The organism is Actinokineospora fastidiosa (genome assembly GCF_014648415.1).
Lineage (GTDB): Bacteria > Actinomycetota > Actinomycetes > Mycobacteriales > Pseudonocardiaceae > Actinokineospora > Actinokineospora fastidiosa.
In genome coordinates this window covers 1,016,094-1,038,983 of sequence record NZ_BMRB01000002.1, presented here as the reverse complement: position 1 = coordinate 1,038,983, position 22,890 = coordinate 1,016,094, and the positions used below count along the sequence as shown (strand labels likewise).

Below are 22,890 nucleotides of genomic sequence, written 5' to 3'. Positions count from 1 at the left end.
CACCCCAGGTGGCCGGGTCCGGTCAGCCCCTCACGTGGGCTGTATTCGGTCGGAAGCGGGCCCCGCGCCATCTCGGCGACGGGGCTCGACGCAGTGGGGCCTCGCCGCGCCGGTCGCGCGCACTAGCCATACCGAGGAGGCCCCATCAGCACGGAGACACGCATCAACGACCGCATCCGCGTGCCGGAAGTCCGCCTGGTCGGACCCAACGGCGAACAGGTCGGGATCGTGCGCATCGAGGACGCGCTCCGCCTGGCGCAGGAAGCGGACCTTGATCTCGTCGAGGTCGCACCCCAGGCTCGCCCGCCGGTCTGCAAGCTCATGGACTTTGGCAAGTTCAAGTACGAGAGCGCGCAGAAGGCCCGCGAGTCGCGGCGGAACCAGGTGCTCACGGTCATCAAGGAGCAGAAGCTCCGGCCGAAGATCGATTCCCACGACTACGAGACCAAGAAGCGCAACGTCGTTCGCTTCCTCGAGGGCGGGAACAAGGTCAAGGTCACCATCATGTTCCGCGGGCGCGAGCAGTCCCGGCCCGAGCTGGGCTTCCGGCTGCTCCAGCGGCTCGCCGAGGACGTGCGCGAGCTGGGCTTCGTGGAGTCCTCGGCGAAGCAGGACGGCCGCAACATGATCATGGTGCTGGCCCCGCACAAGAACGTGAAGCCGAAGCCGAAGGGCCCGGCGGGCCGCCGCGACGGCGAGGCAGCCGACGCCGACGACGCCCAGGTCGAGACCACCCAGGCCACCGAGACGGTGGCCGACGGCTCCGCCACGGAGTGAGCGGGGACACCCCCGACTGTCCACCCCGATGCCGCCCGCACCCGAGCAGGGCGCGGGCGGCGTGAACCGAGGATCGAACATGCCCAAGATGAAGACCCACAAGGGGACCGCCAAGCGGGTGCGGATCACCGGCTCGGGCAAGCTGCGCAGGCAGCAGACCGGCCTGCGCCACCGGCTCGAGAAGAAGTCGAGCAAGGAGACCCGCGACCTCTCGGGCACCACCGAGGTCGCCAAGCCGGACGTCTCCCGCGTCAACCGGCTGCTCGGCCGCTGACCCCTCCGCACATGCCCACCAGGGCGGACACCCCCGCCCGCTAGATCGACAGGACAACCACCGTGGCACGCGTGAAGCGGGCGGTCAACGCCCAGAAGAAGCGCCGCACCACCCTGGAGCTGGCCAGCGGCTACCGCGGCCAGCGATCGCGGCTGTACCGCAAGGCCAAGGAGCAGGTGCTCCACTCGCTCAACTACGCCTACCGCGACCGCCGCGCGCGCAAGGGCGACTTCCGGCAGCTGTGGATCCAGCGGATCAACGCCGCCGCCCGCCAGAACGGCATGACCTACAACCGGTTCATCCAGGGCCTGAAGATCGCAGGCGTCGAGGTCGACCGCAAGATCCTCGCCGAGCTCGCCGTCAGCGACCCGGCCGCGTTCACCGCGCTGGTCGACGTGGCGAAGGCCAACGCCGACGCCCAGGGCAAGGCCGCTTCCTGAGCACCGCGCCGCGACCCGGGGTGTGCACCGAACGCACGCCCCGGGTCGCCGCCGCCCGGGCCCTGACCCGCAGGGCGGGCCGGGAGAAGGCGGGCCGCTTCCTCGCCGAGGGCGCGCAGGCCGTGCGCGAGGCCCTCGCCTACGGCCGCGTGCACGAGGTGTTCGTCACGGCCGAGGCCGCCGCCAGGCACCCCGACCTGCTGCGCGCCGCCGACGAGGCGTTCGCGCGCGTGTCGGAGGTCACCGACAAGGCCGCGGCCGGTCTGTCCGAGACGGTCACCCCGCAGGGCGTGGTCGCCGTGTGCGACCTGCTCGACAAGCCGCTGGAGACCGCGCTCGCGGGCTCTCCCGCCCTGGTCGCGGTGCTGGTCGGCATCGCCGACCCCGGCAACGCGGGCACCGTCACCCGGGCCGCCGACGCCGCGGGCGCCGACGCCGTGGTGTTCGCGGGCGACACCGTCGACCCGCACAACGGCAAGTGCGTGCGCGCGTCCACCGGCAGCGTCTTCCACCTGCCGATCGCGCGCAGCCGCGACGTCACCGCCGCCCTGGCCGCCTGCCGCGCCGCGGGCCTGCGCCTGATCGCCGCCCACGGCCACGCCGAGCACGACATCCACGCCGTCGAGCTGACCGAGCCCACCGCGTGGGTCTTCGGCAACGAGGCGCGCGGACTCGACCAGGCGACCCTGGACGCGTGCGACAACGCCCTGCGCATCCCCCTCTACGGCGCCGCCGAGAGCCTCAACCTGGCAACCGCGGCCGCGCTGTGCCTTTATGAAACCGCAAGAGCCCAGCGCCGACCCACCCGATGAGGTAACTCGCTGCGGGCGGGCCGGTGCGATCACTTAGGATCGGGCTGCTCACCCGGCGCTCGGGTGTGCGCAATGGCCACCAACGGGAGCTGTCTGCCAACCATGTCCGGAGCCAACGACCCGTACGACCCGAAGGAGGTCGCGGCGCTGTCGCCGCAGACCCTCCAGGCCGCCGTGGACAAGGCGCGCGCGGAGTTCGCCGCCGCCGCCGACCTCGACGCGCTGGCCGCGGTCAAGCCAGCGCACCTCGGCGACCGCTCCCCGCTGCTGCTGGCCCGCCGCGAGATCGGCGCGCTGCCGCCGCAGGCGCGGTCCGAGGCGGGCAAGCGGGTCAACGAGGCGCAGGCCGCCATCAAGGCCGCCTTCGACGAGCGCCGCGCCCGCCTGCAGGCCGAGCGCGACGAGCGCGTGCTGCGCGAGGAGGGCGTGGACGTCACCCTGCCGTGGGACCGCGTCCCCCGCGGCGCCCGGCACCCGATCACCACGCTGTCCGACCGCATCGCCGACGTGTTCGTGGGCATGGGCTACGAGGTGGCCGAGGGCCCGGAGCTGGAGGGCGAGTGGTTCAACTTCGACGCCCTCAACTTCAAGAAGGACCACCCCGCGCGCAGCATGCAGGACACGTTCTACGTCGCGCCGGAGAACAGCGGCATGGTGCTGCGCACGCACACCTCCCCCGTGCAGATCCGCTCGCTGCTCGACCGCGAGCTGCCGGTGTACGTGGTGTGCCCGGGCCGCACGTACCGCACCGACGAGCTGGACGCCACGCACACGCCGGTGTTCTCCCAGGTCGAGGGTCTCGCCATCGACAAGGGGCTGACCATGGCCCACCTCAAGGGCACTTTGGACGCCTTCGCCAAGGCGATGTTCGGCGCGGAGTCGCGGGTGCGGCTGCGCCCGTCGTTCTTCCCGTTCACCGAGCCGTCCGCCGAGCTGGACGTGTGGTTCCCGGAGAAGAAGGGCGGCGCGGGCTGGGTCGAGTGGGGCGGCTGCGGCATGGTGCACCCCAACGTCCTGCGCGCCTGCGGCGTCGACCCGGACACGTACTCCGGCTTCGCCTTCGGCATGGGCATCGAGCGGACCCTGCAGTTCCGCAACGGCATCCCGGACATGCGCGACATGGTCGAGGGCGACGTCCGGTTCACCCTTCCCTTCGGCACGGAGGCGCAGTGAGGCTCCCGGTGAGCTGGCTCGTCCAGCAGCTCGAACTGAACGACGACACCAAGGACCTCACGCCGGACCAGGTAGCCGAGGCGTTCACCCGCATCGGCATCGAGGTCGAGCAGCTGACCCCGCTCGGCCCGGTGACCGGGCCGCTGGTCGTCGGCCGGGTGGCCGAGATCGAGGAGCTGACCGGCTTCAAGAAGCCGATCCGCTTCTGCACTGTCGAGATCGGCGACCCGCTGATCACCGACCCGCTCGACGACCACCCCGACCCGGTCGACCCGCACGCGCCCGCGACCACGCAGGTGATCTGCGGCGCCACGAACTTCGTCGAGGGCGACCTGGTCGTGGTCGCGCTGCCGGGCGCGGTGCTGCCCGGCGGCTTCGCGATCACCTCGCGCAAGACGTACGGGCGGATCAGCAACGGCATGATCTGCTCGCTCAGCGAGCTGGGCCTCGGCGACGACCACAGCGGCATCCTCGTGCTGCCCAGCGGCGAGGCCGCCCCCGGTGACGACGCGGTGGAGCTGCTCGGCCTCACCGACACCGTCATCGAGGTCGCCCCGACCCCGGACATGGGCTACTGCTTCTCGGTGCGCGGCCTGGCCCGCGAGCTGGCGTGCGCGCTGGACCTGCGGGTCATCGACCCGGCAGCGGTCGAGGTCCCGCCCGCCGAGGGCGAGAGCGTCCCGGTGACCATCGAGGACCCGGACGGCTGCTCCCGGTTCGCGCTGCGCCGCATCAGCGGCATCGACCCGACCGCGCCGACGCCGTGGTTCATCCGCGGCCGCCTGGCGCTCGCGGGCATCCGCTCGATCTCGCTGGCCGTCGACGTGACGAACTACGTCATGCTGGAGACCGGCCAGCCGATGCACGCCTTCGACACCACGAAGGTGTCGGGCGCCTTCACCGTCCGCCGCGCGCGGCCGGGGGAGAAGCTGGTGACCCTCGACGACGTCACCCGCACCCTCGACCCGGACGACATCGTCGTCTGCGACGAGACCGGGCCGATCTCGCTGGCGGGCGTCATGGGCGGCGCCTCGACCGAGATCTCCCCGGAGAGCACGGACATCCTGCTGGAGGCCGCGATCTGGGACCCGGCGTCGATCGCCAGGGCCGTGCGGCGGCACAAGCTGCCCAGCGAGGCGTCCAAGCGCTTCGAGCGCAGCGTCGACCCGGCGCTGCCGCCGTCGGCCCTGGAGCGCGCGGCCCGGCTGCTGCGCGAGTACGGCGAGGGCCGCGTCCAGCCCGGCCGCACCGACGTGGGCAACCCGACCATGCCCGAGCCCGTGGTCATGGCGATGGACCTGCCCGACCGCGTCGCGGGCATCCGCTACGCGCGTGGCGTCACGGTGACCCGGCTGCAGCAGATCGGCTGCACCGTCGACGTCGGGGCCGACGCGGACGGCACGCCCACGGTGACGGCCTACCCGCCGTCCTGGCGCGCCGACCTGCTCCAGCCGGCGGACCTGGTGGAGGAGGTCCTGCGGCTGCAGGGCTACGACACCATCCCCACCGAGCTGCCCTCGGCCCCGCCCGGCCGCGGCCTGACCCCGGCGCAGCGGCGCAAGCGCGCCGTCGGGCGGGCGCTGGCCGAGCACGGGTACGTCGAGGTGCTGCCGTTCCCGTTCATCGACCCCGCGGTGTTCGACGCGTTCGGCCTGCCCGCCGACGACTCCCGACGGCGGACACTGTCGGTGCTGAACCCGCTGGAGGCCGACCGCCACGCGCTGGCGACCACCCTGCTGCCCGGCCTCCTGGACACCCTGACCCGCAACGTCTCCCGAGGCGCGCGCGACGTGGCGCTGTTCCACATCGGACAGGTGGTGCTCCCGCGCCACCAGTCGGCGCCGATGCCGGACGTCGCCGTGACCGCCCGCCCGGGCGACGACGAGCTGCGCATGCTCGCTGCCGCCCTGCCGAACCAGCCGGTCCACGTGGCCGCGGTCCTCGCGGGCAACCGCACCCGCGCGGGCTGGTGGGGCGCAGGCGAACCGGCGAGCTGGGCCGACGCGATCCAGTCCGCCCGCACCGTCGCCGCCGCGGCGGGCGTGGAGCTGACCGTCCACAAGTCGGACCTGCTGCCCTGGCACCCCGGCCGCTGCGCCGAACTGCGCGTCGGCGGCTTCCCCGTCGGCCACGCGGGCGAACTCCACCCGAAGGTCGTCGAGGCCCTCGGGCTGCCCGCGCGGACGTGCGCGATGGAGCTGGACCTCGACGCGCTGCCGCTGGTGGAGTCCCGCCCGGTCCCGCTGGTCTCGCCGTACCCGCCGGTCCTGCTGGACGTCGCCCTGGTCGTCCCCACGGACGTCCCGGTCGCCGAGGTGGCCGACGCCCTGCGCGCGGGCGGCGGCGATCTGCTGGAGGACCTGTCCCTGTTCGACGTGTACACGGGTGAGCAGGTGGGCGAGGGCAAACGGTCGCTGGCGTACGCGCTGCGCTTCCGCGCCCCCGACCGCACCCTGACCGTCGAAGAGGCCACCGCCGCCCGAGACACCGCCGTCGCCACCGCCACCGAGCGCTTCGGCGCGGTCCTGCGCGCCTGACCCAGTCCCGACCAAGCCTCCACCCGGTGGCCACCGCCCGATCCCATGCGGCGGTGGCCCCGGTGAGGCGCGAACCCACAAGGCTTGGCGGAAACGGTCACGCTGGCGCATAGGCCTGCACGCCGCGCTGCCCCACGAGAGCACCGGACGCCAACTGATGGCGGTGGGGCTTGGCGGATGCGGACGAGCGCAGGTTCGATGGCGGCGAGGGTGGCGGTGTCGGTGAACCTGGATGCGCCGGATGTTGTGGGGACGTCGTTGAGCGGGGAACTCGGTCGGTTGGGCGACGCGGAATTGGACGGCGACGGGTTGGGCCACGCGAGGTTGAGCTGCGTGGGGTCGGACGGTGCGGGGTCGAGCTGCGTGAGGTTGAGCGGCTTGGGGTAGGGCTGTGTGGGGTCGGATGGTGGTGGGTAGGGCTGGGTGAGGTTGAGCGGCTTGGAGTCGGGCTGGGTCGGGTTGGGCGGCGCAGAATCGGGCTGAGTGAGGTTGGACGGTGCCGGGTCGAGCTGCGTGAGGTTGGACGGTGCGGGGTAGGACTGCGTGAGTGCGAGCGGTGCGGGGTAGGGCTGCGTGAGTGCCGAGCGGTGCCGGGAGGGACTGCGTGAGTGCGAGCGGCGCCGGGACGGACTGCGTGGGGTGGAATGACGCAGGTCCGGGCTGCTTCGGGTTGATCGCCATAGGGTTGGGCTGCGCGGGAAAGGGTCGCCTGGGGCGGGTGGTGCTGGGGCGGGCTGGTTGGGATCGGGTGACGCAAGGTCGGGTCGCGTGGGGGCGGGCTTGGCGGGGTTGGCGAGTGCGTGCGCGGGTAGCGCGGCGGAGGGTGGAGCGGGGGCGGGTGCTGGCGATCGCGCTGTCCACAGTGCTGGAGCGCGGGATGGTGCGGGGGCGGGTGGTGAAGGGGTAGGTGGTGAGGGTGGACATGGCGACCTCCGGAGCTGGGGATGCCCTGCGGATCGGGGCTTCTTGGTCCAGGTTGCCGGAATCCGAGCGGCGCCCGAGAAAGTTGTCCACAGGCCTTAGAGGTGTTTGACGGCCTCCCGCCGCGAGAGTGGGGACAGGGCTGGGTGGGAGTCCACGAATGCCCGCACCCACTCGGGGTCTGTCCGGCTGTACTGCCGCAGTGCCCAGCCGATTGCCTTGCGGAGGAAGAAGTCCGGGTCGGTGGCGTTCGCCTCGATCGCGTGGGCGAGCAGGTCCACGTCCGTGTCGGCCTTGTGGCCCAGCTGGCACAGCACCGACGCGCGGCGTTTCCACTTGTCCGGGGACGTCGCCCAAGCGCGCATCGGTGGGGTCATCTCGGTGCGGTAGCGGTGGAGGAGGTCGTTGAGTCTGTGGGTGGCGATCTCGTCCACGAAGTCCCACCAGGCGCCCGTGGTGATGAACTCCTCGTACACCGGCAGCAGATCTGGGGCCTGCCAGTGCGCGTAGCGGGGGTGGCCGATCAGGTCCAGGGCTAGGTAACGCTCCTCGCGGAACTGGGCCGCGCGCCATAGGTCGCAGGTTGCGGCTATCCACTCAGGACGATCAGTGAATGGGTGCTCCGCCACCAGGTTCCGCACCAACGCCGCCCGCGTCGGTTTCGGGACGCCGTGCATCGGCATCGCCGATTTCATGTACCGGCGCATCTCGACCGCCCTGACGGGGTCGGCGGCCGCGGCCAGGCCGACGCGGGCGGCGTCGGTGAACGTCACGCGATGCGGCCCGTCCTCGGGGGCGAGTCGAGCATTCCCAGGGCCAGGTCGACCAGGCTCGCCCGCTCCAGGCCGCCGACCTCCTCCAGGGGGAACCACGCCGCCATGTCCGAGCTGCCGCCCACCTCGTGCGTCAGCTCGCCCCCGGTGATCCGGCCCGTGTAGACGACCCGCAGCGCGTGGTGGCTCTCCCTGCCCTCGGTCCGCACGTACGTGTGCAGGCCGAGCAGGTCCTCGATCTCCACCGTGTACCCGGTCTCCTCGAACACCTCGCGCACGGCGGCGTCGACCGGGTCCTCACCGTGCTCGATGCCGCCGCCGGGCAGCATCCACCGCAGCCCCACGTACACCATGCGGCTCAGCAGCAGCTTGCCGTCCACAATGCACACCACGTACGCGCCGACGCGCGGTCCCGTCCTGCGCATCAGGCGTTCACCCGCTTGCGCGCGCGGTCCCGGAACTTGCCGGACAGCGCGTCGATGTCGACCAGCCGGGGCAGCAGTTCCGGCTCCAGTGTGAGCGCGCGGAAGACGACGCCGATGGTCACGTCGTGGTCCGGCCGGTGCACGATGTCGATCGAGTCGCCCGCGGTGATGGCGCCGGGCGTCAGGACCCGCAGGTACGCGCCGGGTAGCGCGCGCTGGGTGAACGTGTGCTGCCAGCGCTCCTGCTCCAGCCACACCGCGAACGTGCGGCACGGGATGCGCGGGCAGGACACCTCCAGCAGCGTCGTGCCGACCCGCCAGCGCTCACCGATCAGCGCGCCCGTGGTGTCGACGCCGCTCGTGGTCAGGTTCTCGCCGAAGACGCCCGCGGGCAGCTCACGCCCGAGTTCGGCGGCCCAGGTGTCGAGGTCCTCCCGGGCGTAGGCGTAGACCGCCTGGTCGGGGCCGCCGTGGTTGGTCACGTCGCAGATGGCGTCGCCCGCGAGGCCGGACCGGGAGGGACCGGGCACGGTCACCGGCACCGGGCCGTCGGCAGGCCGCTTGTCGATCCCCGTGACGCCCACACTGGCCTCGATCGGCCGGGGTTCACCCACATTGACGGAAAGCACGCGCGCGTAGTCCACGCCCTGAACCTAGCCGTTGCGGCCAGCGGATTCCGAGACTTGGCTCACCTGGGCCCCACGCGGATGCGGCGTGCCCGCAGCCCCCTGCATATGCTGCGGTTTTGTGTCGACCACCCCCATGATCGCGCCCAGCATCCTGTCCGCCGACTTCGCCCGGCTCGCCGAGGAGATGGCGGCCGTCCGCGGCGCGGACTGGCTGCACGTGGACGTGATGGACGCCCACTTCGTGCCCAACCTCACCCTCGGCCTGCCGGTGGTGGAGTCGCTGCGCAAGGCGACCGACATCCCGCTGGACTGCCACCTGATGATCGAGGACCCCGACCGCTGGGCCGTCGGGTACGCCGAGGCGGGCGCGCACAACGTCACCATCCACGCCGAGGCCGTGCGCGACCCGCGCGCCGTCGCCCGCGACCTGCGCGCCGCGGGCGCCAAGGCGGGGCTGTCGCTCAAGCCGGGCACCCCGCTGGACCCCTGGGTGGAGGTCCTGCGCGACTACGACACGCTGCTGATCATGTCCGTCGAGCCCGGTTTCGGCGGGCAGAAGTTCATCCCGGACGTGCTGGACAAGGTGCGCACCGCGCGCCGCCTGGTCGACACCGGCCACCTCAAGGTCATCATCGAGATCGACGGCGGCATCAACGCCGACACCATCGACCAGGCCGCCGAGGCGGGCGTCGACTGCTTCGTGGCGGGCTCGGCCGTCTACAACACCGACGACCCGGCCGCGGCCGTCGCCGCCTTGCGTGAGCGGGCCTCAGCACACCGCAGCTAGGCGGGTGCGCGGCGTCAACGGGACCTGAAAGACTGATCGGCGTGGAGGACGGGCTGGTCGCGGCGATGCGCGCCGCCTTGGCGCGGGCCGCGGACGTGCACGGCACGACCAGCCCGAACCCGCCGGTGGGCTGCGCCGTCCTGGACGCGTCCGGGCAGGTCGTCGGCGTCGGCGGGACCCAGCCGCCCGGCGGACCGCACGCCGAGGTCATGGCGCTGCGCGCGGCGGGGGAGCGGGCCAAGGGTGGGACAGCCGTCGTCACCCTGGAGCCCTGCGCCCACCACGGCCGGACCCCGCCGTGCACGGACGCGCTGCTGGCCGCGGGCGTCGCGCGCGTCGTCTACGCCGTCGGCGACCCGAACCCGGTCGCGGCGGGTGGCGCGGAGGTGCTGGCCGCCGCGGGCGTCCGCGTCGAGGGCGGGCTGCTGGCCGAGGAGGCCCAGCGGGGCGCGCTGCGCGCGTGGCTGCACCGGCAGCGGACCGGCCGCCCGCACGTGACCTGGAAGTACGCGGCCTCCCTCGACGGCAGGGTCGCCGCGGCCGACGGCACCAGCCGGTGGATCAGCTCCGCGACGTCCCGCGCCGAGGTCCACGACCTGCGCACCCGTATCGACGCCATCGTGGTCGGCCGCGGCACCGTGCTCGCCGACGACCCGGCGCTGACCGCGCGGGACGCCTCCGGCGCGCTGCTGGACCGCCAGCCCCTGCGCGTGGTCGTCGGGACCGGCGACCTGCCGCCGGCGGCGAAGGTCCTCGACGACACCGCGCCGACCCTGCACCTGCGCACCCGCGACCCGCGCGAGGTGCTGGCCGCCCTGGACGAGCGCGGCGCCGTCGACGTGCTGCTGGAGGGCGGGCCGACCCTGGCGGGCGCGTTCGCCGAGGCGGGCGCGGTGGACCGGGTGCTGGCCTACATCGCCCCCGTCCTGCTGGGCGGCGGGCCTGTGGCGTTGGGCGCATCGGGCGTGTCGACTATCACCGAGGCCCACCGGATGGTCGTGGAACAGGTCACCATGTGTGGACCGGACGTGCGCGTCAGCGCCGTGCCGGCCGCGGAGCAGTGAGGAGGACGCCGGTGTTCACCGGGATCGTGGAGGAGCGCGGCGAGGTCGTGGCCGTGGCCGACCTCGCCGACGCCGCGCGGCTGACCATCAGGGGCCCGCTGGTCACCGCGGACGCGCGCATCGGCGACTCGATCGCGGTCAACGGCGTCTGCCTGACCGTGGTGGAACTCGACGGCGGCACGTTCACCGCCGACGTGATGCGCGAGACCCTGGTGCGCACGAGCCTGGACAAGGTGGCCGACGGCGACCCGGTCAACCTGGAGCGGGCCGCCGCCGTCGGCGCCCGCTTCGGCGGGCACATCGTGCAGGGCCACGTGGACGGGACGGGCACGATCGTCTCCCGCGAGCCGTCCGAGCACTGGGAACTGGTCCGGATCGGAATGCCGGAGCGGCTGGCGCGTTATGTCGTGGAGAAGGGCTCCATCACCGTCGACGGCGTCTCGCTGACCGTCGTGGAGGTCGGGTCCGACTGGTTCACCGTGAGCCTGATCCCGGAGACCCTGCGCGTCACCACGCTCGGCGTCCGCGGGATCGGCGACAAGGTCAACCTCGAAGTGGACGTCATCGCCAAGTACGTGGAGAGACTGGCCTCACCCCACCTGGGGGCCGTCGCGAAGGAGGTCGCGGGTGAGTGACTTCGCCGCCATCGAGCGGGCAATAGAGGCCGTCGCCGAGGGCAAGCCGGTGATCGTCGTCGACGACGAGGACCGCGAGAACGAGGGCGACCTGATCTTCGCCGCGGCGAAGACCACCCCGGAGCTGCTGGCCTTCATGGTCCGCTACACCTCCGGCTACGTCTGCGTCGCGCTGACCGACGCCGACTGCGAGCGGCTGAACCTGCCGCCGATGTTCCACACCAACCAGGACGGCCGCGGCACCGCGTACACCGTGACGGTCGACGCCAGGGAAGGCGTCTCGACCGGCATCTCGGCCACCGACCGCGCGCACACCATCCGCCTGCTCGCCGACGAGAAGTCCACGGCGGACGACTTCACCCGGCCCGGCCACGTCGTGCCGCTGCGCGCCAAGGAGGGCGGCGTGCTGCGCCGTCCCGGGCACACCGAGGCAGCCGTCGACCTCGCCCGCATGGCCGGGCTGCGGCCCGCGGGCGTGCTGTGCGAGATCGTGTCCCAGAAGGACACCGGCGACATGGCCCGGCGCGACGAGCTGGAGGTGTTCGCGGCCGAGCACGAGCTGGAGATCATCACCATCGCCGACCTGATCGCCTACCGGCGGCGCACGGAGAAGCAGGTCGTGCGGGTGGCGGAGGCGCGCATCCCGACCACGCACGGCACCTTCCGCGCGGTCGGCTACGACAGCCTGCTCGACGGCATCGAGCACGTCGCGCTCGTCTACGGCGAGATCGGCGACGGCAACGACATCCTGGTCCGCGTGCACTCGGAGTGCCTGACCGGCGACGTGTTCGGCTCGCTGCGCTGCGACTGCGGCCCCCAGCTGGACGCGGCGCTGGAGGCGGTGGCCAACGAGGGCCGGGGCATCGTGCTCTACATGCGCGGGCACGAGGGCCGCGGCATCGGCCTGATCCACAAGCTGCAGGCCTACCAGCTGCAGGACAAGGGCGCCGACACCGTGGACGCCAACCTCGCCCTGGGCGTGCCCGCCGACGCGCGCGACTACGGCACGGGCGCGCAGATCCTGGTCGACCTCGGCGTGCGGTCCATGCGGCTGCTGACGAACAACCCGGCCAAGCGGGTCGGCCTCGACGGCTACGGGCTGACCGTGGTCGACCGGGTGCCGCTGTCGGTGTGGCCCAACCCGGAGAACCTGCACTACCTGCGCACCAAGCGGGACCGGATGGGCCACGACCTGGCCAACCTGGAACAATTCGACACCACGCAGGCGACTTCCGGGGAGGGGACCGCGTGAGTGGCGCAGGCAGGCCCGAGGCCGTCGTCCCGAACTGCGAGGGCATCCAGCTGGCGGTGGCGGCCACCCGGTGGCACGCCGAGATCACCGACAGGCTGCTGGAGCGCGCGCTCGCGGCGGCGGACGAGGCCGGGATCGCCGAGCCGACCGTCGTGCGGGTGCCCGGCGCGATCGAGCTCCCGGTGGTCTGCCAGGAACTGGCCCGCCACCACGACGCCGTGGTCGCCCTCGGCGTGGTGATCAGGGGCGGCACGCCGCACTTCGAGTACGTGTGCGACGCGGTGACCGCGGGCCTCACCAGGGTGTCGCTGGACGAGTCCACCCCGGTGGGCAACGGCGTGCTGACGGTGAACAACGAGGAGCAGGCGATCGACCGGGCGGGACTGCCCGGGTCGGCGGAGGACAAGGGGTACGAGGCGTGTCTGGCGGCGTTGGAGTCCGCGCTGGTGCTGCGGGGTCTGCGGCAGCCGTGGACGGAGCAGGGGTTCCGGTGACGGTCCGTCCCGTGAAGGTGCGGTGGGTCGCCGCGGGCTTCGCGGTGGTGTTCATCGCGGTGTTCACGGTGGTGGCCGTGTTGTTGAAGAACACGCCCACGGGGGTGTTCTTCCAGACGTCCGACCAGGTCGCGATGGTCGGCATCGGCGTGCTGCTGGCGCTGGGCGCGCTCTGGTTCACGTGGCCGAAGGTGAGCGCGGACGAGTCCGGCGTCGTCGTGCGCAACATGCTCGGCGCGAAGACCATCCCGTGGTCGGAGATCGTCGCGGTGTCCTTCCCCGACGGCGCGTCGTACGCGCGGCTTGAGCTGCCCGACGACGAGTACATCGTCCTGATGGCCGTGCAGTCGATCGACCGCGAGCGGGCCGTCCGCGCGATCCGCGAGCTGCGGAAGCTCCACAAGGCGGCCGTGGGCTGAACCGTCCGCCCTGCGGGCACGTAACGGTGGGTGTATCTCCTGTCCTGGAGTGCAGTTGTGTCGAGGAGGCTCCCGCGTGACCGCAGAACCCACCACCGAGACGGTCCGACCCCGACGGCAGGTCCTGTGCGGCCTGATGGTCGCCCTGCTCGCCCCCGGCGCCCTGGCGGCGTGCTCGACCGAGGCGCCCGCCCCCTCGGGCGGGCCGACGACGGGCGGCGGCACCACCGGCGGCACCACCGGCGGCGGTGAGGGCGACGGCGCGCTGGCGTCCGTCGCCGACATCCCCGACGGCGGCGGCGTGCTGGTGGACGGCCCGGACACCCAGATCCTGCTGGTCCGCGACGGCGACGCGGTCAAGGCGTTCAACCCGGCCTGCCCGCACCAGGGCACCATCGTCAGCCCGCCGTCGGGGGGCACGATCACCTGCCCCAACCACGGCAGCACCTTCGACGCCGCCTCCGGCGCCGTCACCCGGGGCCCGGCGACCTCGGGGCTGGCGGAGATCCCGGTGAAGGTGGACGGCGGCAAGGTCACCCTCGCCTGATCCCGGCTCCGACCCGGTCACCGCGACCGGGTCGGAGCCAGCCGGGAGATCGCCTCCGGCATGGCCCCGCCGCGCTGTCGGTAGCGGGTCGTAGGGTTGACGCGTGCCCGACCCGTCCACCTATCGCCCGTCCGCCGGGTCCATTCCCGACGCGCCGGGGGTCTACAAGTTCCGCGACCCCAACGGCCGGGTGATCTACGTCGGGAAGGCCAAGAGCCTGCGGTCGCGGCTCAACTCCTACTTCGCCGACGTCGCCTCCCTGCACCCGCGCACCCGCCAGATGGTCACCACGGCGGGCGCGGTCGAGTGGACCGTGGTGACGACCGAGGTCGAGGCGCTCCAGCTCGAGTACAACTGGATCAAGGAGTTCGACCCGCGGTTCAACGTCCGCTACCGCGACGACAAGTCCTACCCCGTGCTCGCCGTCACCCTCAACGAGGAGTACCCGCGGCTGCACGTCTACCGCGGCGCCCGCAAGAAGGGCGTGCGCTACTTCGGCCCGTACGCCCACGCCTGGGCCATCCGGGAGACGCTCGACCTCCTCCTGCGCGTCTTCCCCGCCCGGACGTGCTCGGCGGGCGTCTTCAAGCGGCACGGGCAGATCGGGCGGCCCTGTCTGCTCGGCTACATCGACAAGTGCTCCGCCCCCTGCGTCGGCAAGGTCGACGCCGAGGGGCACCGGGCGATCGTCACCGACTTCGCCGACTTCCTCTCCGGCAAGACCGACTCGATGATCCGCAGGCTGGAGCGGGAGATGGGCCAGGCGTCGGCGGCATGGGAGTTCGAGCGCGCCGCCCGCCTGCGCGACGACATCGCCGCGCTCAAGCGGGCGATGGAGAAGCAGGCCGTGGTCCTCGGCGACGGCACCGACGCCGATGTGGTCGCCTTCGCCTTTGACGAGCTGGAGGCCTCCGTCCAGGTCTTCCACGTGCGCGGCGGCCGCGTGCGGGGGCAGCGCGGCTGGGTCGTCGACCGGGTCGAGGACACCGACCGGCCGGTGGCCGACCTCGTCGAGCAGTTCATCGTCGGGTTCTACGGCGAGCAGGCCGACCAGGCCGAGGCCGACAGCCCGGTCCCGCGCGAGGTCCTGGTGCCCGAGCTGCCCGCCGACGCCGACGCGCTCGCCGACTGGCTGTCGGAGCTGCGCGGCGCCAAGGTCGGCCTCCGGGTGCCGCAGCGCGGCGACAAGCGCGCGCTCATGGAGACGGTCGAGCGCAACGCCAAGGAGGCGTTCACCCAGCACAAACTGCGCCGAGCGGGCGACCTCACCGCCCGCTCGGCCGCGTTGCAGGAGCTGCAGGACAACCTCGGCCTCGACTCCGCGCCGCTGCGCATCGAGTGCATCGACATCAGCCACATCCAGGGAAGCGACGTCGTCGCCTCGCTCGTGGTGTTCGAGGACGGGCTGCCGCGCAAGTCCGAGTACCGCCGGTTCGCGCTGCGCGAGGCCGCCACCGAGGGCGACGTGGCCGCCATCGCCGAGGTCGTCCGGCGCCGCTTCGCCCGGTACGCCGGGGAGACCGGCGGCCAGGACCCGACCCCGGGCATCGACCCGGAGACCGGCCGCCCGCGCCGCTTCGCCTACCCGCCGAACCTGCTCGTCGTCGACGGCGCTGGCCCGCAGGCCAACGCGGCCGCCGACGTGCTCGCCGACCTCGGCATCACCGACGTCGCGGTGATCGGGCTGGCCAAGCGGCTGGAGGAGGTCTGGCTGCCCGCCGACCCCGACCCGGCGATCCTGCCGCGCACCAGCGAGGCGCTGTACCTGCTGCAACGCGTCCGCGACGAGGCGCACCGCTTCGCGGTCGCCTACCACCGGCAGAAGCGCGCCAAGCGGATGACGGTCTCCGCGCTCGACGACATCCCGGGCCTCGGCCAGCACCGGCGCAAGGTGCTGATCAAGCACTTCGGCTCGGTGAAGCGCCTGCGCGCGGCCAGCGTCGAGGAGATCAGCGGCGTGCCGGGCATCGGCAAGGCCACCGCGGAGGCCGTGCACACTGCTCTCAACAGCGCGACCGAGGGGAAGGGCATGACACCGCCCAACGCGACCACCACAGCCACTCCCGGGGAGGCGGACCAGCCGTGACCGATCCGACTGTCAGTGCCACCAGCCCCGGCGGGACGGGGATGTCGGTCGCCGTCGTCACCGGGCTGTCCGGCGCGGGCCGCAGCACCGCGGCCAAGTGCCTGGAGGACCTGGGCTGGTTCGTCGTCGACAACCTGCCGCCCGAGCTGATCGCCACCATGGTGGAGCTCGGCTCGCAGGCCCGCGGCGCGATCACCCGCATCGCCGTGGTCATGGACGTGCGCAGCCGCGCGTTCACCCACGACCTCGACGCGATCATCAAGGACCTCGACGCCCGCGGCTACAAGCCGCGCGTGCTGTTCCTCGAGGCCACCGACGAGGTCCTGGTGCGCCGGTTCGAGCAGGTCCGCCGCGGTCACCCGATGCAGGGCGAGGGCAGGCTGATCGACGGCATCACCGCCGAGCGCGAGGTGCTCATGCCGCTGCGCACCGACGCCGACCTGATCCTGGACACCTCCACGCTGTCGGTGCACCAGCTGCGCGCCAAGATCGAGGACGCCTTCGGCACCGAGACCGACGTCGGCACCCGGGTCACCGTGCTCAGCTTCGGCTACAAGTACGGCCTGCCCATGGACGCCGACCTGGTCATGGACGTGCGCTTCCTGCCGAACCCGTTCTGGATCCCCGAGCTCAAGGAGCTGACCGGCCGCGACGGCGACGTGCGCAACTACGTGCTCAGCCAGGAGGGGGCCGAGGAGTTCCTCGACCGCTACCACGAGCTGCTGCGCCTCATCGGCGCCGGATTCCGCCGCGAGGGCAAGCGGTACCTGACCCTGGCCGTGGGCTGCACGGGCGGCAAGCACCGCAGCGTCGCCATCTCCGAGGAACTGGCGCGTCGGCTGAGCGACACCGACGGCATGGCGGTCAAGGTCGTGCACCGCGACCTGGGGCGCGAGTGACGGGACTGCGCGCGGTCGCCCTGGGCGGCGGGCACGGCCTGCAGGCCACGCTCGGCGCGCTGCGGACCATCACCGACGACATCACCGCGGTGGTCACGGTCGCCGACGACGGCGGCTCGTCGGGCAGGCTGCGCCGCGAGCTCGGCCTGCTCCCGCCCGGCGACCTGCGCAAGGCGCTGACCGCGCTGGCCGGGCCGGACGCCTGGCGGACCGTCTTCGAGCACCGCTTCGGCGGCACCGGCGCGCTGGCCGGGCACGCGGTCGGCAACCTGGTGCTGGCCGGGCTGCTCGAGGTGCTGGGCGACCCGGTCGCGGCGCTGGCCGAGGCCGGGCGGCTGCTCGGCGTCACCGGCCGGGTGCTGCCGATGTGCACCGAGCCGATGGACATCGAGGCCGACGTGACCGGGCTGGACGAGGACCCCTCGACCGTGCGGCGCATCCGCGGCCAGGTCGCCGTGGCCACGACGCCGGGCCGGGTGCACCGCATCCGGCTGTGCAACGCGCGCCGCCGCGGCGACCTGCCCACCGCCTGCCCGGACGCGGTCACCGCCGTCCGCGACGCCGACCTGGTGCTCCTCGGACCGGGGTCGTGGTTCACCAGCGTCCTGCCGCACCTGCTGGTCCCCGAACTCCACGACGCGCTCGTGGAGACCTCGGCCACCCGGGTCGTCGTGCTGAACCTGGTCCCCCAGGCGGGGGAAACCGCGGGCTTCTCGCCCGAGCAGCACCTGGACGTGCTGTGCGCGCACGCCCCCGGGCTGCGCGTGGACGCCGTGGTCGCCGACGCCGACGCCGTGCCCACCCCCGACCGGCTCCGACGTGCGGCGGGCGCGCTCGGCGCGCGGGCGTGGCTGGACTCGGTCACCAACGCCGCCACCCCGGAACGGCACGACCCCGCCGCGCTCGGCGCGACCCTGGCCAGGGCCATCGCGGCCGTCCGCGCCCGCTGAGGACAGGCCCGACACGCCGGGTCCGACACGCCGTGGTGGGATGTACGCCGGGAGCGCGTGGGAGAGGAGACCGGTTGTGGCGATGACCGCTGCCGTCAAGGACGAGCTGAGCAGGCTCGCGGTGTCCAAGACGTGTTGCAGGCGCGCGGAAGTCTCGTCGCTGCTGCGCTTCGCCGGTGGGCTGCACATCGTCGGCGGGCGGGTCGTCGTCGAGGCCGAACTGGACACCGGCTCGGCCGCGCGGCGGCTGCGCAAGGAGATCCACGACCTCTACGGCCACCACGCCGACGTCCACGTGATCACCTCCGGCGGCCTGCGCAAGGGCACCCGGTACGTGGTGCGCGTGGTCAAGGACGGCGACGGGCTGGCCCGCCAGACCGGCCTGCTCGACCCGCGCGGCCGACCCGTGCGCGGGCTGCCCGCGCCCGTCGTCGCGGGCGGGCTGTGCGACGCGGAGGCCGCGTGGCGCGGCGCGTTCCTCGCCCACGGCTCGCTGACCGAGCCCGGCCGCTCGTCCGCGCTGGAGATCACCTGCCCCGGCCCCGAGGCGGCGCTGGCCATCGTCGGCGCGGCCCGGCGGCTGGGCATCCAGGCCAAGTCCCGCGAGGTCCGCGGCGCCGACCGGGTCGTCGTCCGCGACGGCGACGCCATCGGCGCGATGCTGACCCGCCTCGGCGCGCACTCCAGCGTGCTGGCCTGGGAGGAGCGCCGGATGCGCCGCGAGGTGCGGGCCACGGCCAACCGGCTGGCCAACTTCGACGACGCGAACCTGCGCCGCAGCGCCCGCGCCGCCGTCGCCGCCGCCGCGCGCGTGCAGCGGGCCATGGAGATCCTGGGCCCCGACGCCCCCGACCACCTCGCCGCCGCTGGCGAGCTGCGCCTGAAGAACAAGCAGGCGTCGCTGGAGGAGCTGGGCCAGCTCGCCGACCCGCCGATGACCAAGGACGCCGTCGCCGGGCGCATCCGCAGGCTGCTGGCCATGGCCGACAAGCGGGCCAAGGACCTGGGCATCCCCGACACCGAGTCCGTCGTGACGCCGGAGATGCTCGAAGTCGACGCGTGAGCTGAGTCACAACCGGTATCTCCCGGGCGCGTCCCACACTCCTGACTACCGGGAGCGCGGGTGCTGCTTGGGGGAGGAGCACCCGCGGGGGGATGAACGAAGCGGAGTCCGCCCGGCGTGGGGGCTGGCGGACTCCGCTTCGTTCCGTTCGGCGTCAGTCCGCGCGACGCCGGGGCGCCCAGACGATCAGGTTCGCGAACAGCGCGCCGAGGACGAGGACGCCCAGCATGACGCCGCCCACCCAGAAGGCCTGGTCGTTGTCGGCCAGCGCGGCGTCGACCACCTTCCCGTCCGCCAGGTCGTAGCGCACGGTCACCTGCTCACCCGGCTCCCGCGCGGGGCCGTTCTCCGAGAGCGTCGCCACCTGCTCGCTGCCGTCGGGCAGCCGGTAGGCGACCTTCACCGAGAAGCTCTTGCCTTCCCGTATCCGCTCCTGCACGACACCGGGCGCTGACGCCCACGACTGCTGCTCGGTCGCCGAGCGGATGACGGACACCAGCCCGACGACCGACCCGACCAGCACGAGCGCCGCCACGATCCGCCCGCCCCGGGACTTCAGCTTTCCGCCCACCGTTCCTCCTTCTCCGCCTCGACATCGCTGAGCGCGAGAGATCCGTGACAGGAGCGGTCATGTCCACGATGCGGTCTGGGGTATGGCGGACGGGGCGCAGGTCTGATTCGATAAAGAGACACTGCCGACCGGACCCTGCCGCGGCCCGCCCTGGCCGATAGGGTTCGAGCTTGGTAAAGAGCCCCAGTTCACGAGGAGACAAGACGGTGACGGTTCGAGTAGGCGTCAACGGTTTCGGTCGTATCGGTCGCAACTTCTTCCGGGCCGTGGCGGCCGGTGACCACGACATCGAGATCGTGGCCTTCAACGACCTCGGCGATGTGGCCACGATGGCGCACCTCCTCAAGTACGACAGCGTCCTGGGCAGGCTGCCGCAGGACGTCTCGGTGACCGACGAGGGCATCAAGGTCGGCGACCGCACGATCAGGGCCCTCGCCGAGCGCGACCCGGGCAAGCTGCCCTGGAAGGACCTCGGCGTCGACGTCGTGGTCGAGTCGACCGGCTTCTTCACCAACGCCGCCGACGCGCGCAAGCACGTCGACGAGGGCGGGGCGAAGAAGGTCATCATCTCCGCGCCCGCCAAGGGCGAGGACCTGACCGTCGTCCTCGGCGCCAACGAGGACAAGTACGACGGCTCGCAGACCGTCATCTCCAACGCCTCGTGCACCACCAACTGCCTCGCGCCGCTGGCCAAGGTCCTGCACGACGCGTTCACCGTGGAGCGCGGTCTGATGACCACCATCCACGCCTACACGCAGGACCAGAACCTGCAGGACGCCCCGCACAAGGACCTGCGCCGCGCCCGCGCCGCCGCGCTGAACATCGTGCCCACCTCGACCGGCGCCGCGAAGGCGATCGGCCTGGTGCTGCCCGAGCTCAACGGCAAGCTCGACGGCTACGCCCTGCGCGTCCCGGTGCCGACCGGCTCGGCCACCGACCTGACCGTCACCCTGGGCCGCGAGGTCAGCCTGGACGAGGTCAACGCCGCGTACCAGGCCGCGGCCGACGGCCCGCTGGCGGGCATCCTGCGCTACAGCGACGAGCCGATCGTCTCCGCCGACATCGTCACCGACCCGGCGTCGTGCATCTACGACGCGCCGCTGACCAAGGTCAACGGCAACCAGGTCAAGGTCGTCGGCTGGTACGACAACGAGTGGGGCTACTCCAACCGCCTCGCCGACCTGACCGCGCTCGTGGCGTCGAAGCTCTGATGCGCACGCTCGACGACCTGCTCGCCGAGGGGGTCGCCGGTCGGCGCGTGCTGGTGCGCGCCGACCTGAACGTCCCCCTGGACGGGCCCGAGATCACCGACGACGGCCGCGTGCGCGCGTCGCTGCCGACCATCTCCCGCCTGGCCGACGCGGGCGCCCGGGTGGTCGTGGCCGCGCACCTCGGCCGTCCGAAGGGCGCGCCCGAGGCCAGGTACAGCCTCGCCCCGGTCGCCCGGCGGCTCGGCGAGCTGCTGGACAGGCCGGTCGCGCTGGCCGAGGACGTCACCGGGCCCTCCGCCAGGGAGACCGTGGCGGGGCTGGCCGACGGCGGCGTCGCGCTGCTGGAGAACGTGCGGTTCGACGCGCGCGAGACGTCGAAGGACGCAGAGGAGCGCTCGGCGCTGGCCGAGGAGTTCGCCGCGCTGGCCGACGTGTTCGTCTCCGACGGCTTCGGGGTCGTGCACCGCAAGCAGGCCTCCGTCTACGACGTCGCCTCCAAGCTGCCCGCCTACGCGGGCGGGCTGGTGCTGGCCGAGGTCGAGGTGCTGCGCCAGCTGACCGGCGAGCCCAAGCGGCCCTACGTGGTGGCGCTGGGCGGCTCGAAGGTGTCGGACAAGCTCGCCGTCATCGAGTCGCTGCTGCCGCGCGTCGACACGCTGCTGGTCGGCGGCGGGATGTGCTTCACGTTCCTGGCCGCCGAGGGCCTGGGCGTTGGCGACTCGCTGCTTGAGGCCGAGATGATCGACACCTGCAAGCGGCTGCTCGCCGAGCACCCCGGCAAGATCCTCCTGCCAGCGGACGTGGTCATCGCCGACGACTTCTCGGCGGCGGCGAACACCCAGACGGTGCTGGCCGCCCAGATCCGCGAGGGCTGGAAGGGCCTGGACATCGGCCCGATCACCGTCGAGCGCTACGGCGAGGTGCTGCGCGGCGCAGGCACGGTCTTCTGGAACGGCCCGATGGGCGTGTTCGAGCTGGCGCCCTTCGCCGACGGCACGCGCGGCGTGGCCCAGGCGATCGTCGACTCCGACGCGTTCTCCGTGGTCGGCGGCGGCGACTCGGCAGCGGCGGTGCGGCTGCTCGGCCTGCCCGAGGACGGCTTCTCGCACATCTCCACCGGCGGCGGCGCGTCGCTGGAGTTCCTGGAGGGCAAGGACCTCCCCGGCGTGTCGGTGCTGGAGGGCTGATGGCGCGGCAGACGCTCATCGCGGGCAACTGGAAGATGAACCTCAACCACCTCGAGGCCATCGCCCTGGTGCAGAAGATCGCCTTCGCGCTGCCCGAGAAGTACTACGCCAAGGTCGAGGTGGCCGTGCTGCCGCCGTTCACCGACATCCGCTCGGTGCAGACCCTGGTCGACGGCGACAAGCTCCTGCTCAAGTACGGCGCGCAGGACATCTCCCAGCACGACTCCGGCGCCTACACCGGCGACGTGTCCGGCCCGATGCTCGCCAAGCTGGGCTGCTCGTACGTCACCGTCGGCCACTCCGAGCGCCGCGAGTACCACGGCGAGACCGACGAGCTGGTCAACAAGAAGGTCAAGGCGGCGCTCAAGCACGGGATCACCCCGATCCTGTGCCTGGGCGAGCAGTTGGACGTCCGCGAGGCGGGCAACCACGTCCAGCACTGCACCGACCAGCTGGTGGCCGGGCTCAAGGGCCTCAAGGCCGACCAGGTGGCCAAGGTCGTCGTGGCCTACGAGCCGGTGTGGGCCATCGGCACCGGCAAGGTCGCCACGCCCGCCGACGCCCAGGAGGTCTGCGCGGCCCTGCGCAAGCAGCTCTCGTCGTCCTACGGCGACGAGGTGGCCGCCACCGTCCGCGTGCTCTACGGCGGCTCGGTGAAGTCCAACAGCATCGGCGACCTGGTCGCCCAGGACGACGTCGACGGCGCCCTCGTCGGCGGCGCCAGCCTGCAGGGCGAGGAGTTCACCAAGCTCTGCGCCATGGCCGCGGGCGGCCCGCTGCCGTAAGTCCGCGCGGAAGGGGGAGCCCTGGTCAGGGCTCCCCCTTTCGTCGTCTTCGGTATCGCGCATTAATGCGATTCTCGGAATTGTCCGGGTCGCACCGCTGCCGCATCGCCCGATCGGACTATCGGCCCGTGATGTGCGCCGACCTGCTGATCGCGGGGCGCCGGGAGCGGGTTACGCTG

General features: G+C 72.6%; 24 protein-coding genes. 20 read left to right on the top strand and 4 right to left on the bottom strand.

The window, feature by feature from the left end:
- Positions 1-144: 144 nt before the first annotated feature.
- From infC to pheT, 6 genes are all read left to right on the top strand, one after another.
- Complete coding sequence (gene infC, locus IEY98_RS14685; RefSeq protein WP_189211800.1) at positions 145-777, top strand: translation initiation factor IF-3; 633 nt, start codon at positions 145-147, stop codon at positions 775-777.
- Between the two features lie 79 nt (positions 778-856).
- Positions 857-1,051 (top strand): 50S ribosomal protein L35, encoded by a 195-nt coding sequence (gene rpmI / locus IEY98_RS14680; protein WP_189210982.1) that lies wholly within the window; start codon positions 857-859, stop codon positions 1,049-1,051.
- A gap of 62 nt (positions 1,052-1,113) precedes the next feature.
- Entirely contained in the window at positions 1,114-1,491 is a 378-nt protein-coding gene (rplT, locus tag IEY98_RS14675; RefSeq protein ID WP_189210981.1) for a 50S ribosomal protein L20, read from the top strand.
- Between the two features lie 20 nt (positions 1,492-1,511).
- Complete coding sequence (locus IEY98_RS14670; protein ID WP_229786911.1) at positions 1,512-2,303, top strand: TrmH family RNA methyltransferase; 792 nt, start codon at positions 1,512-1,514, stop codon at positions 2,301-2,303.
- A 102-nt stretch (positions 2,304-2,405) separates the two neighbouring features.
- Complete coding sequence (pheS, locus tag IEY98_RS14665) at positions 2,406-3,476, top strand: phenylalanine--tRNA ligase subunit alpha (RefSeq protein ID WP_189210980.1); 1,071 nt, start codon at positions 2,406-2,408, stop codon at positions 3,474-3,476.
- Positions 3,473-6,013 carry a phenylalanine--tRNA ligase subunit beta gene (pheT, locus tag IEY98_RS14660; RefSeq protein ID WP_189210979.1) on the top strand — a complete coding sequence of 847 codons (2,541 nt, stop codon included), beginning with the start codon at positions 3,473-3,475 and terminating at the stop codon, positions 6,011-6,013. The genes pheS and pheT overlap by 4 nt, the downstream gene beginning before the upstream one ends.
- A 1,019-nt stretch (positions 6,014-7,032) precedes the next feature.
- Here pheT and IEY98_RS14655 read toward each other — a convergent pair.
- Genes IEY98_RS14655 through IEY98_RS14645 form a run of 3 tightly spaced genes read right to left on the bottom strand, consistent with a single transcriptional unit; the run spans position 7,033 to position 8,776 of the window.
- A complete protein-coding gene (locus tag IEY98_RS14655; RefSeq protein ID WP_229786910.1) occupies positions 7,033-7,707 on the bottom strand; it encodes a DNA alkylation repair protein in 675 nt (224 codons plus the stop codon).
- Positions 7,704-8,132, bottom strand: a complete 429-nt coding sequence (locus IEY98_RS14650; protein ID WP_189210978.1) for an NUDIX domain-containing protein — start codon at positions 8,130-8,132, stop codon at positions 7,704-7,706. Before IEY98_RS14650 ends, IEY98_RS14655 begins: the two co-directional genes overlap by 4 nt.
- Complete coding sequence (locus IEY98_RS14645) at positions 8,132-8,776, bottom strand: MOSC domain-containing protein (RefSeq protein ID WP_189210977.1); 645 nt, start codon at positions 8,774-8,776, stop codon at positions 8,132-8,134. The genes IEY98_RS14650 and IEY98_RS14645 overlap by 1 nt, the downstream gene beginning before the upstream one ends.
- Before the next feature lie 118 nt (positions 8,777-8,894).
- Between IEY98_RS14645 and rpe the strand changes: the two genes are divergently transcribed.
- The 11 genes from rpe (at position 8,895) to whiA (ending at position 18,957) form a co-directional block, all read left to right on the top strand.
- Positions 8,895-9,548, top strand: coding sequence for a ribulose-phosphate 3-epimerase (gene rpe, locus IEY98_RS14640; RefSeq protein WP_189211797.1), 654 nt, complete (start codon positions 8,895-8,897; stop codon positions 9,546-9,548).
- 65 nt (positions 9,549-9,613) lie between these two features.
- Complete coding sequence (ribD, locus tag IEY98_RS14635) at positions 9,614-10,612, top strand: bifunctional diaminohydroxyphosphoribosylaminopyrimidine deaminase/5-amino-6-(5-phosphoribosylamino)uracil reductase RibD (protein WP_189211796.1); 999 nt, start codon at positions 9,614-9,616, stop codon at positions 10,610-10,612.
- Positions 10,613-10,623: 11 nt separating this feature from the next.
- Positions 10,624-11,247: a riboflavin synthase gene (locus IEY98_RS14630; protein ID WP_189210976.1), complete on the top strand. Its 624-nt coding sequence runs from the start codon at positions 10,624-10,626 to the stop codon at positions 11,245-11,247.
- Positions 11,240-12,499 (top strand): bifunctional 3,4-dihydroxy-2-butanone-4-phosphate synthase/GTP cyclohydrolase II, encoded by a 1,260-nt coding sequence (locus IEY98_RS14625; protein ID WP_189210975.1) that lies wholly within the window; start codon positions 11,240-11,242, stop codon positions 12,497-12,499. The genes IEY98_RS14630 and IEY98_RS14625 overlap by 8 nt, the downstream gene beginning before the upstream one ends.
- Positions 12,496-12,993, top strand: a complete 498-nt coding sequence (gene ribH / locus IEY98_RS14620) for a 6,7-dimethyl-8-ribityllumazine synthase (protein WP_189210974.1) — start codon at positions 12,496-12,498, stop codon at positions 12,991-12,993. The genes IEY98_RS14625 and ribH overlap by 4 nt, the downstream gene beginning before the upstream one ends.
- Complete coding sequence (locus IEY98_RS14615) at positions 12,990-13,412, top strand: PH domain-containing protein (RefSeq protein WP_229786909.1); 423 nt, start codon at positions 12,990-12,992, stop codon at positions 13,410-13,412. Before ribH ends, IEY98_RS14615 begins: the two co-directional genes overlap by 4 nt.
- A gap of 76 nt (positions 13,413-13,488) precedes the next feature.
- Positions 13,489-13,959 carry a Rieske (2Fe-2S) protein gene (locus IEY98_RS14610; protein WP_229786908.1) on the top strand — a complete coding sequence of 157 codons (471 nt, stop codon included), beginning with the start codon at positions 13,489-13,491 and terminating at the stop codon, positions 13,957-13,959.
- Between the two features lie 103 nt (positions 13,960-14,062).
- On the top strand, positions 14,063-16,045 hold the full coding sequence (gene uvrC, locus IEY98_RS14605; RefSeq protein ID WP_189210972.1) for an excinuclease ABC subunit UvrC: 1,983 nt from the start codon (positions 14,063-14,065) through the stop codon (positions 16,043-16,045).
- Between the two features lie 41 nt (positions 16,046-16,086).
- Positions 16,087-16,944, top strand: coding sequence for an RNase adapter RapZ (gene rapZ / locus IEY98_RS14600; RefSeq protein WP_189211794.1), 858 nt, complete (start codon positions 16,087-16,089; stop codon positions 16,942-16,944).
- Positions 16,945-16,949: 5 nt separating this feature from the next.
- On the top strand, positions 16,950-17,894 hold the full coding sequence (locus tag IEY98_RS14595; protein WP_189211793.1) for a gluconeogenesis factor YvcK family protein: 945 nt from the start codon (positions 16,950-16,952) through the stop codon (positions 17,892-17,894).
- Positions 17,895-17,970: 76 nt separating this feature from the next.
- Entirely contained in the window at positions 17,971-18,957 is a 987-nt protein-coding gene (gene whiA, locus IEY98_RS14590) for a DNA-binding protein WhiA (protein ID WP_189210971.1), read from the top strand.
- Positions 18,958-19,111: 154 nt separating this feature from the next.
- Here the strand turns inward: whiA and IEY98_RS14585 are convergent, their stop codons facing one another.
- Entirely contained in the window at positions 19,112-19,528 is a 417-nt protein-coding gene (locus IEY98_RS14585) for a DUF3592 domain-containing protein (protein ID WP_189210970.1), read from the bottom strand.
- A gap of 206 nt (positions 19,529-19,734) precedes the next feature.
- Between IEY98_RS14585 and gap the strand changes: the two genes are divergently transcribed.
- Genes gap through tpiA form a run of 3 tightly spaced genes read left to right on the top strand, consistent with a single transcriptional unit; the run spans position 19,735 to position 22,711 of the window.
- Positions 19,735-20,739: a type I glyceraldehyde-3-phosphate dehydrogenase gene (gene gap, locus IEY98_RS14580; RefSeq protein ID WP_189210969.1), complete on the top strand. Its 1,005-nt coding sequence runs from the start codon at positions 19,735-19,737 to the stop codon at positions 20,737-20,739.
- A complete protein-coding gene (locus IEY98_RS14575) occupies positions 20,739-21,926 on the top strand; it encodes a phosphoglycerate kinase (protein ID WP_189210968.1) in 1,188 nt (395 codons plus the stop codon). Before gap ends, IEY98_RS14575 begins: the two co-directional genes overlap by 1 nt.
- Positions 21,926-22,711 (top strand): triose-phosphate isomerase, encoded by a 786-nt coding sequence (gene tpiA, locus IEY98_RS14570; RefSeq protein WP_189210967.1) that lies wholly within the window; start codon positions 21,926-21,928, stop codon positions 22,709-22,711. Before IEY98_RS14575 ends, tpiA begins: the two co-directional genes overlap by 1 nt.
- The last annotated feature ends 179 nt before the right edge of the window (positions 22,712-22,890 follow it).

What these genes read in the sequence shown, in the direction of transcription:
- ribD (WP_189211796.1), top strand. Translation starts at nt 9,614, where the DNA reads ATGCGCGCCGCCTTGGCGCGGGCCGCGGACGTGCACGGCACGACCAGC.
- IEY98_RS14650 (WP_189210978.1), bottom strand. Translation starts at nt 8,132, where the DNA reads ATGCGCAGGACGGGACCGCGCGTCGGCGCGTACGTGGTGTGCATTGTG.
- rapZ (WP_189211794.1), top strand. Translation starts at nt 16,087, where the DNA reads ATGTCGGTCGCCGTCGTCACCGGGCTGTCCGGCGCGGGCCGCAGCACC.
- pheS (WP_189210980.1), top strand. Translation starts at nt 2,406, where the DNA reads ATGTCCGGAGCCAACGACCCGTACGACCCGAAGGAGGTCGCGGCGCTG.
- IEY98_RS14575 (WP_189210968.1), top strand. Translation starts at nt 20,739, where the DNA reads ATGCGCACGCTCGACGACCTGCTCGCCGAGGGGGTCGCCGGTCGGCGC.
- rpe (WP_189211797.1), top strand. Translation starts at nt 8,895, where the DNA reads ATGATCGCGCCCAGCATCCTGTCCGCCGACTTCGCCCGGCTCGCCGAG.
- tpiA (WP_189210967.1), top strand. Translation starts at nt 21,926, where the DNA reads ATGGCGCGGCAGACGCTCATCGCGGGCAACTGGAAGATGAACCTCAAC.
- rpmI (WP_189210982.1), top strand. Translation starts at nt 857, where the DNA reads ATGCCCAAGATGAAGACCCACAAGGGGACCGCCAAGCGGGTGCGGATC.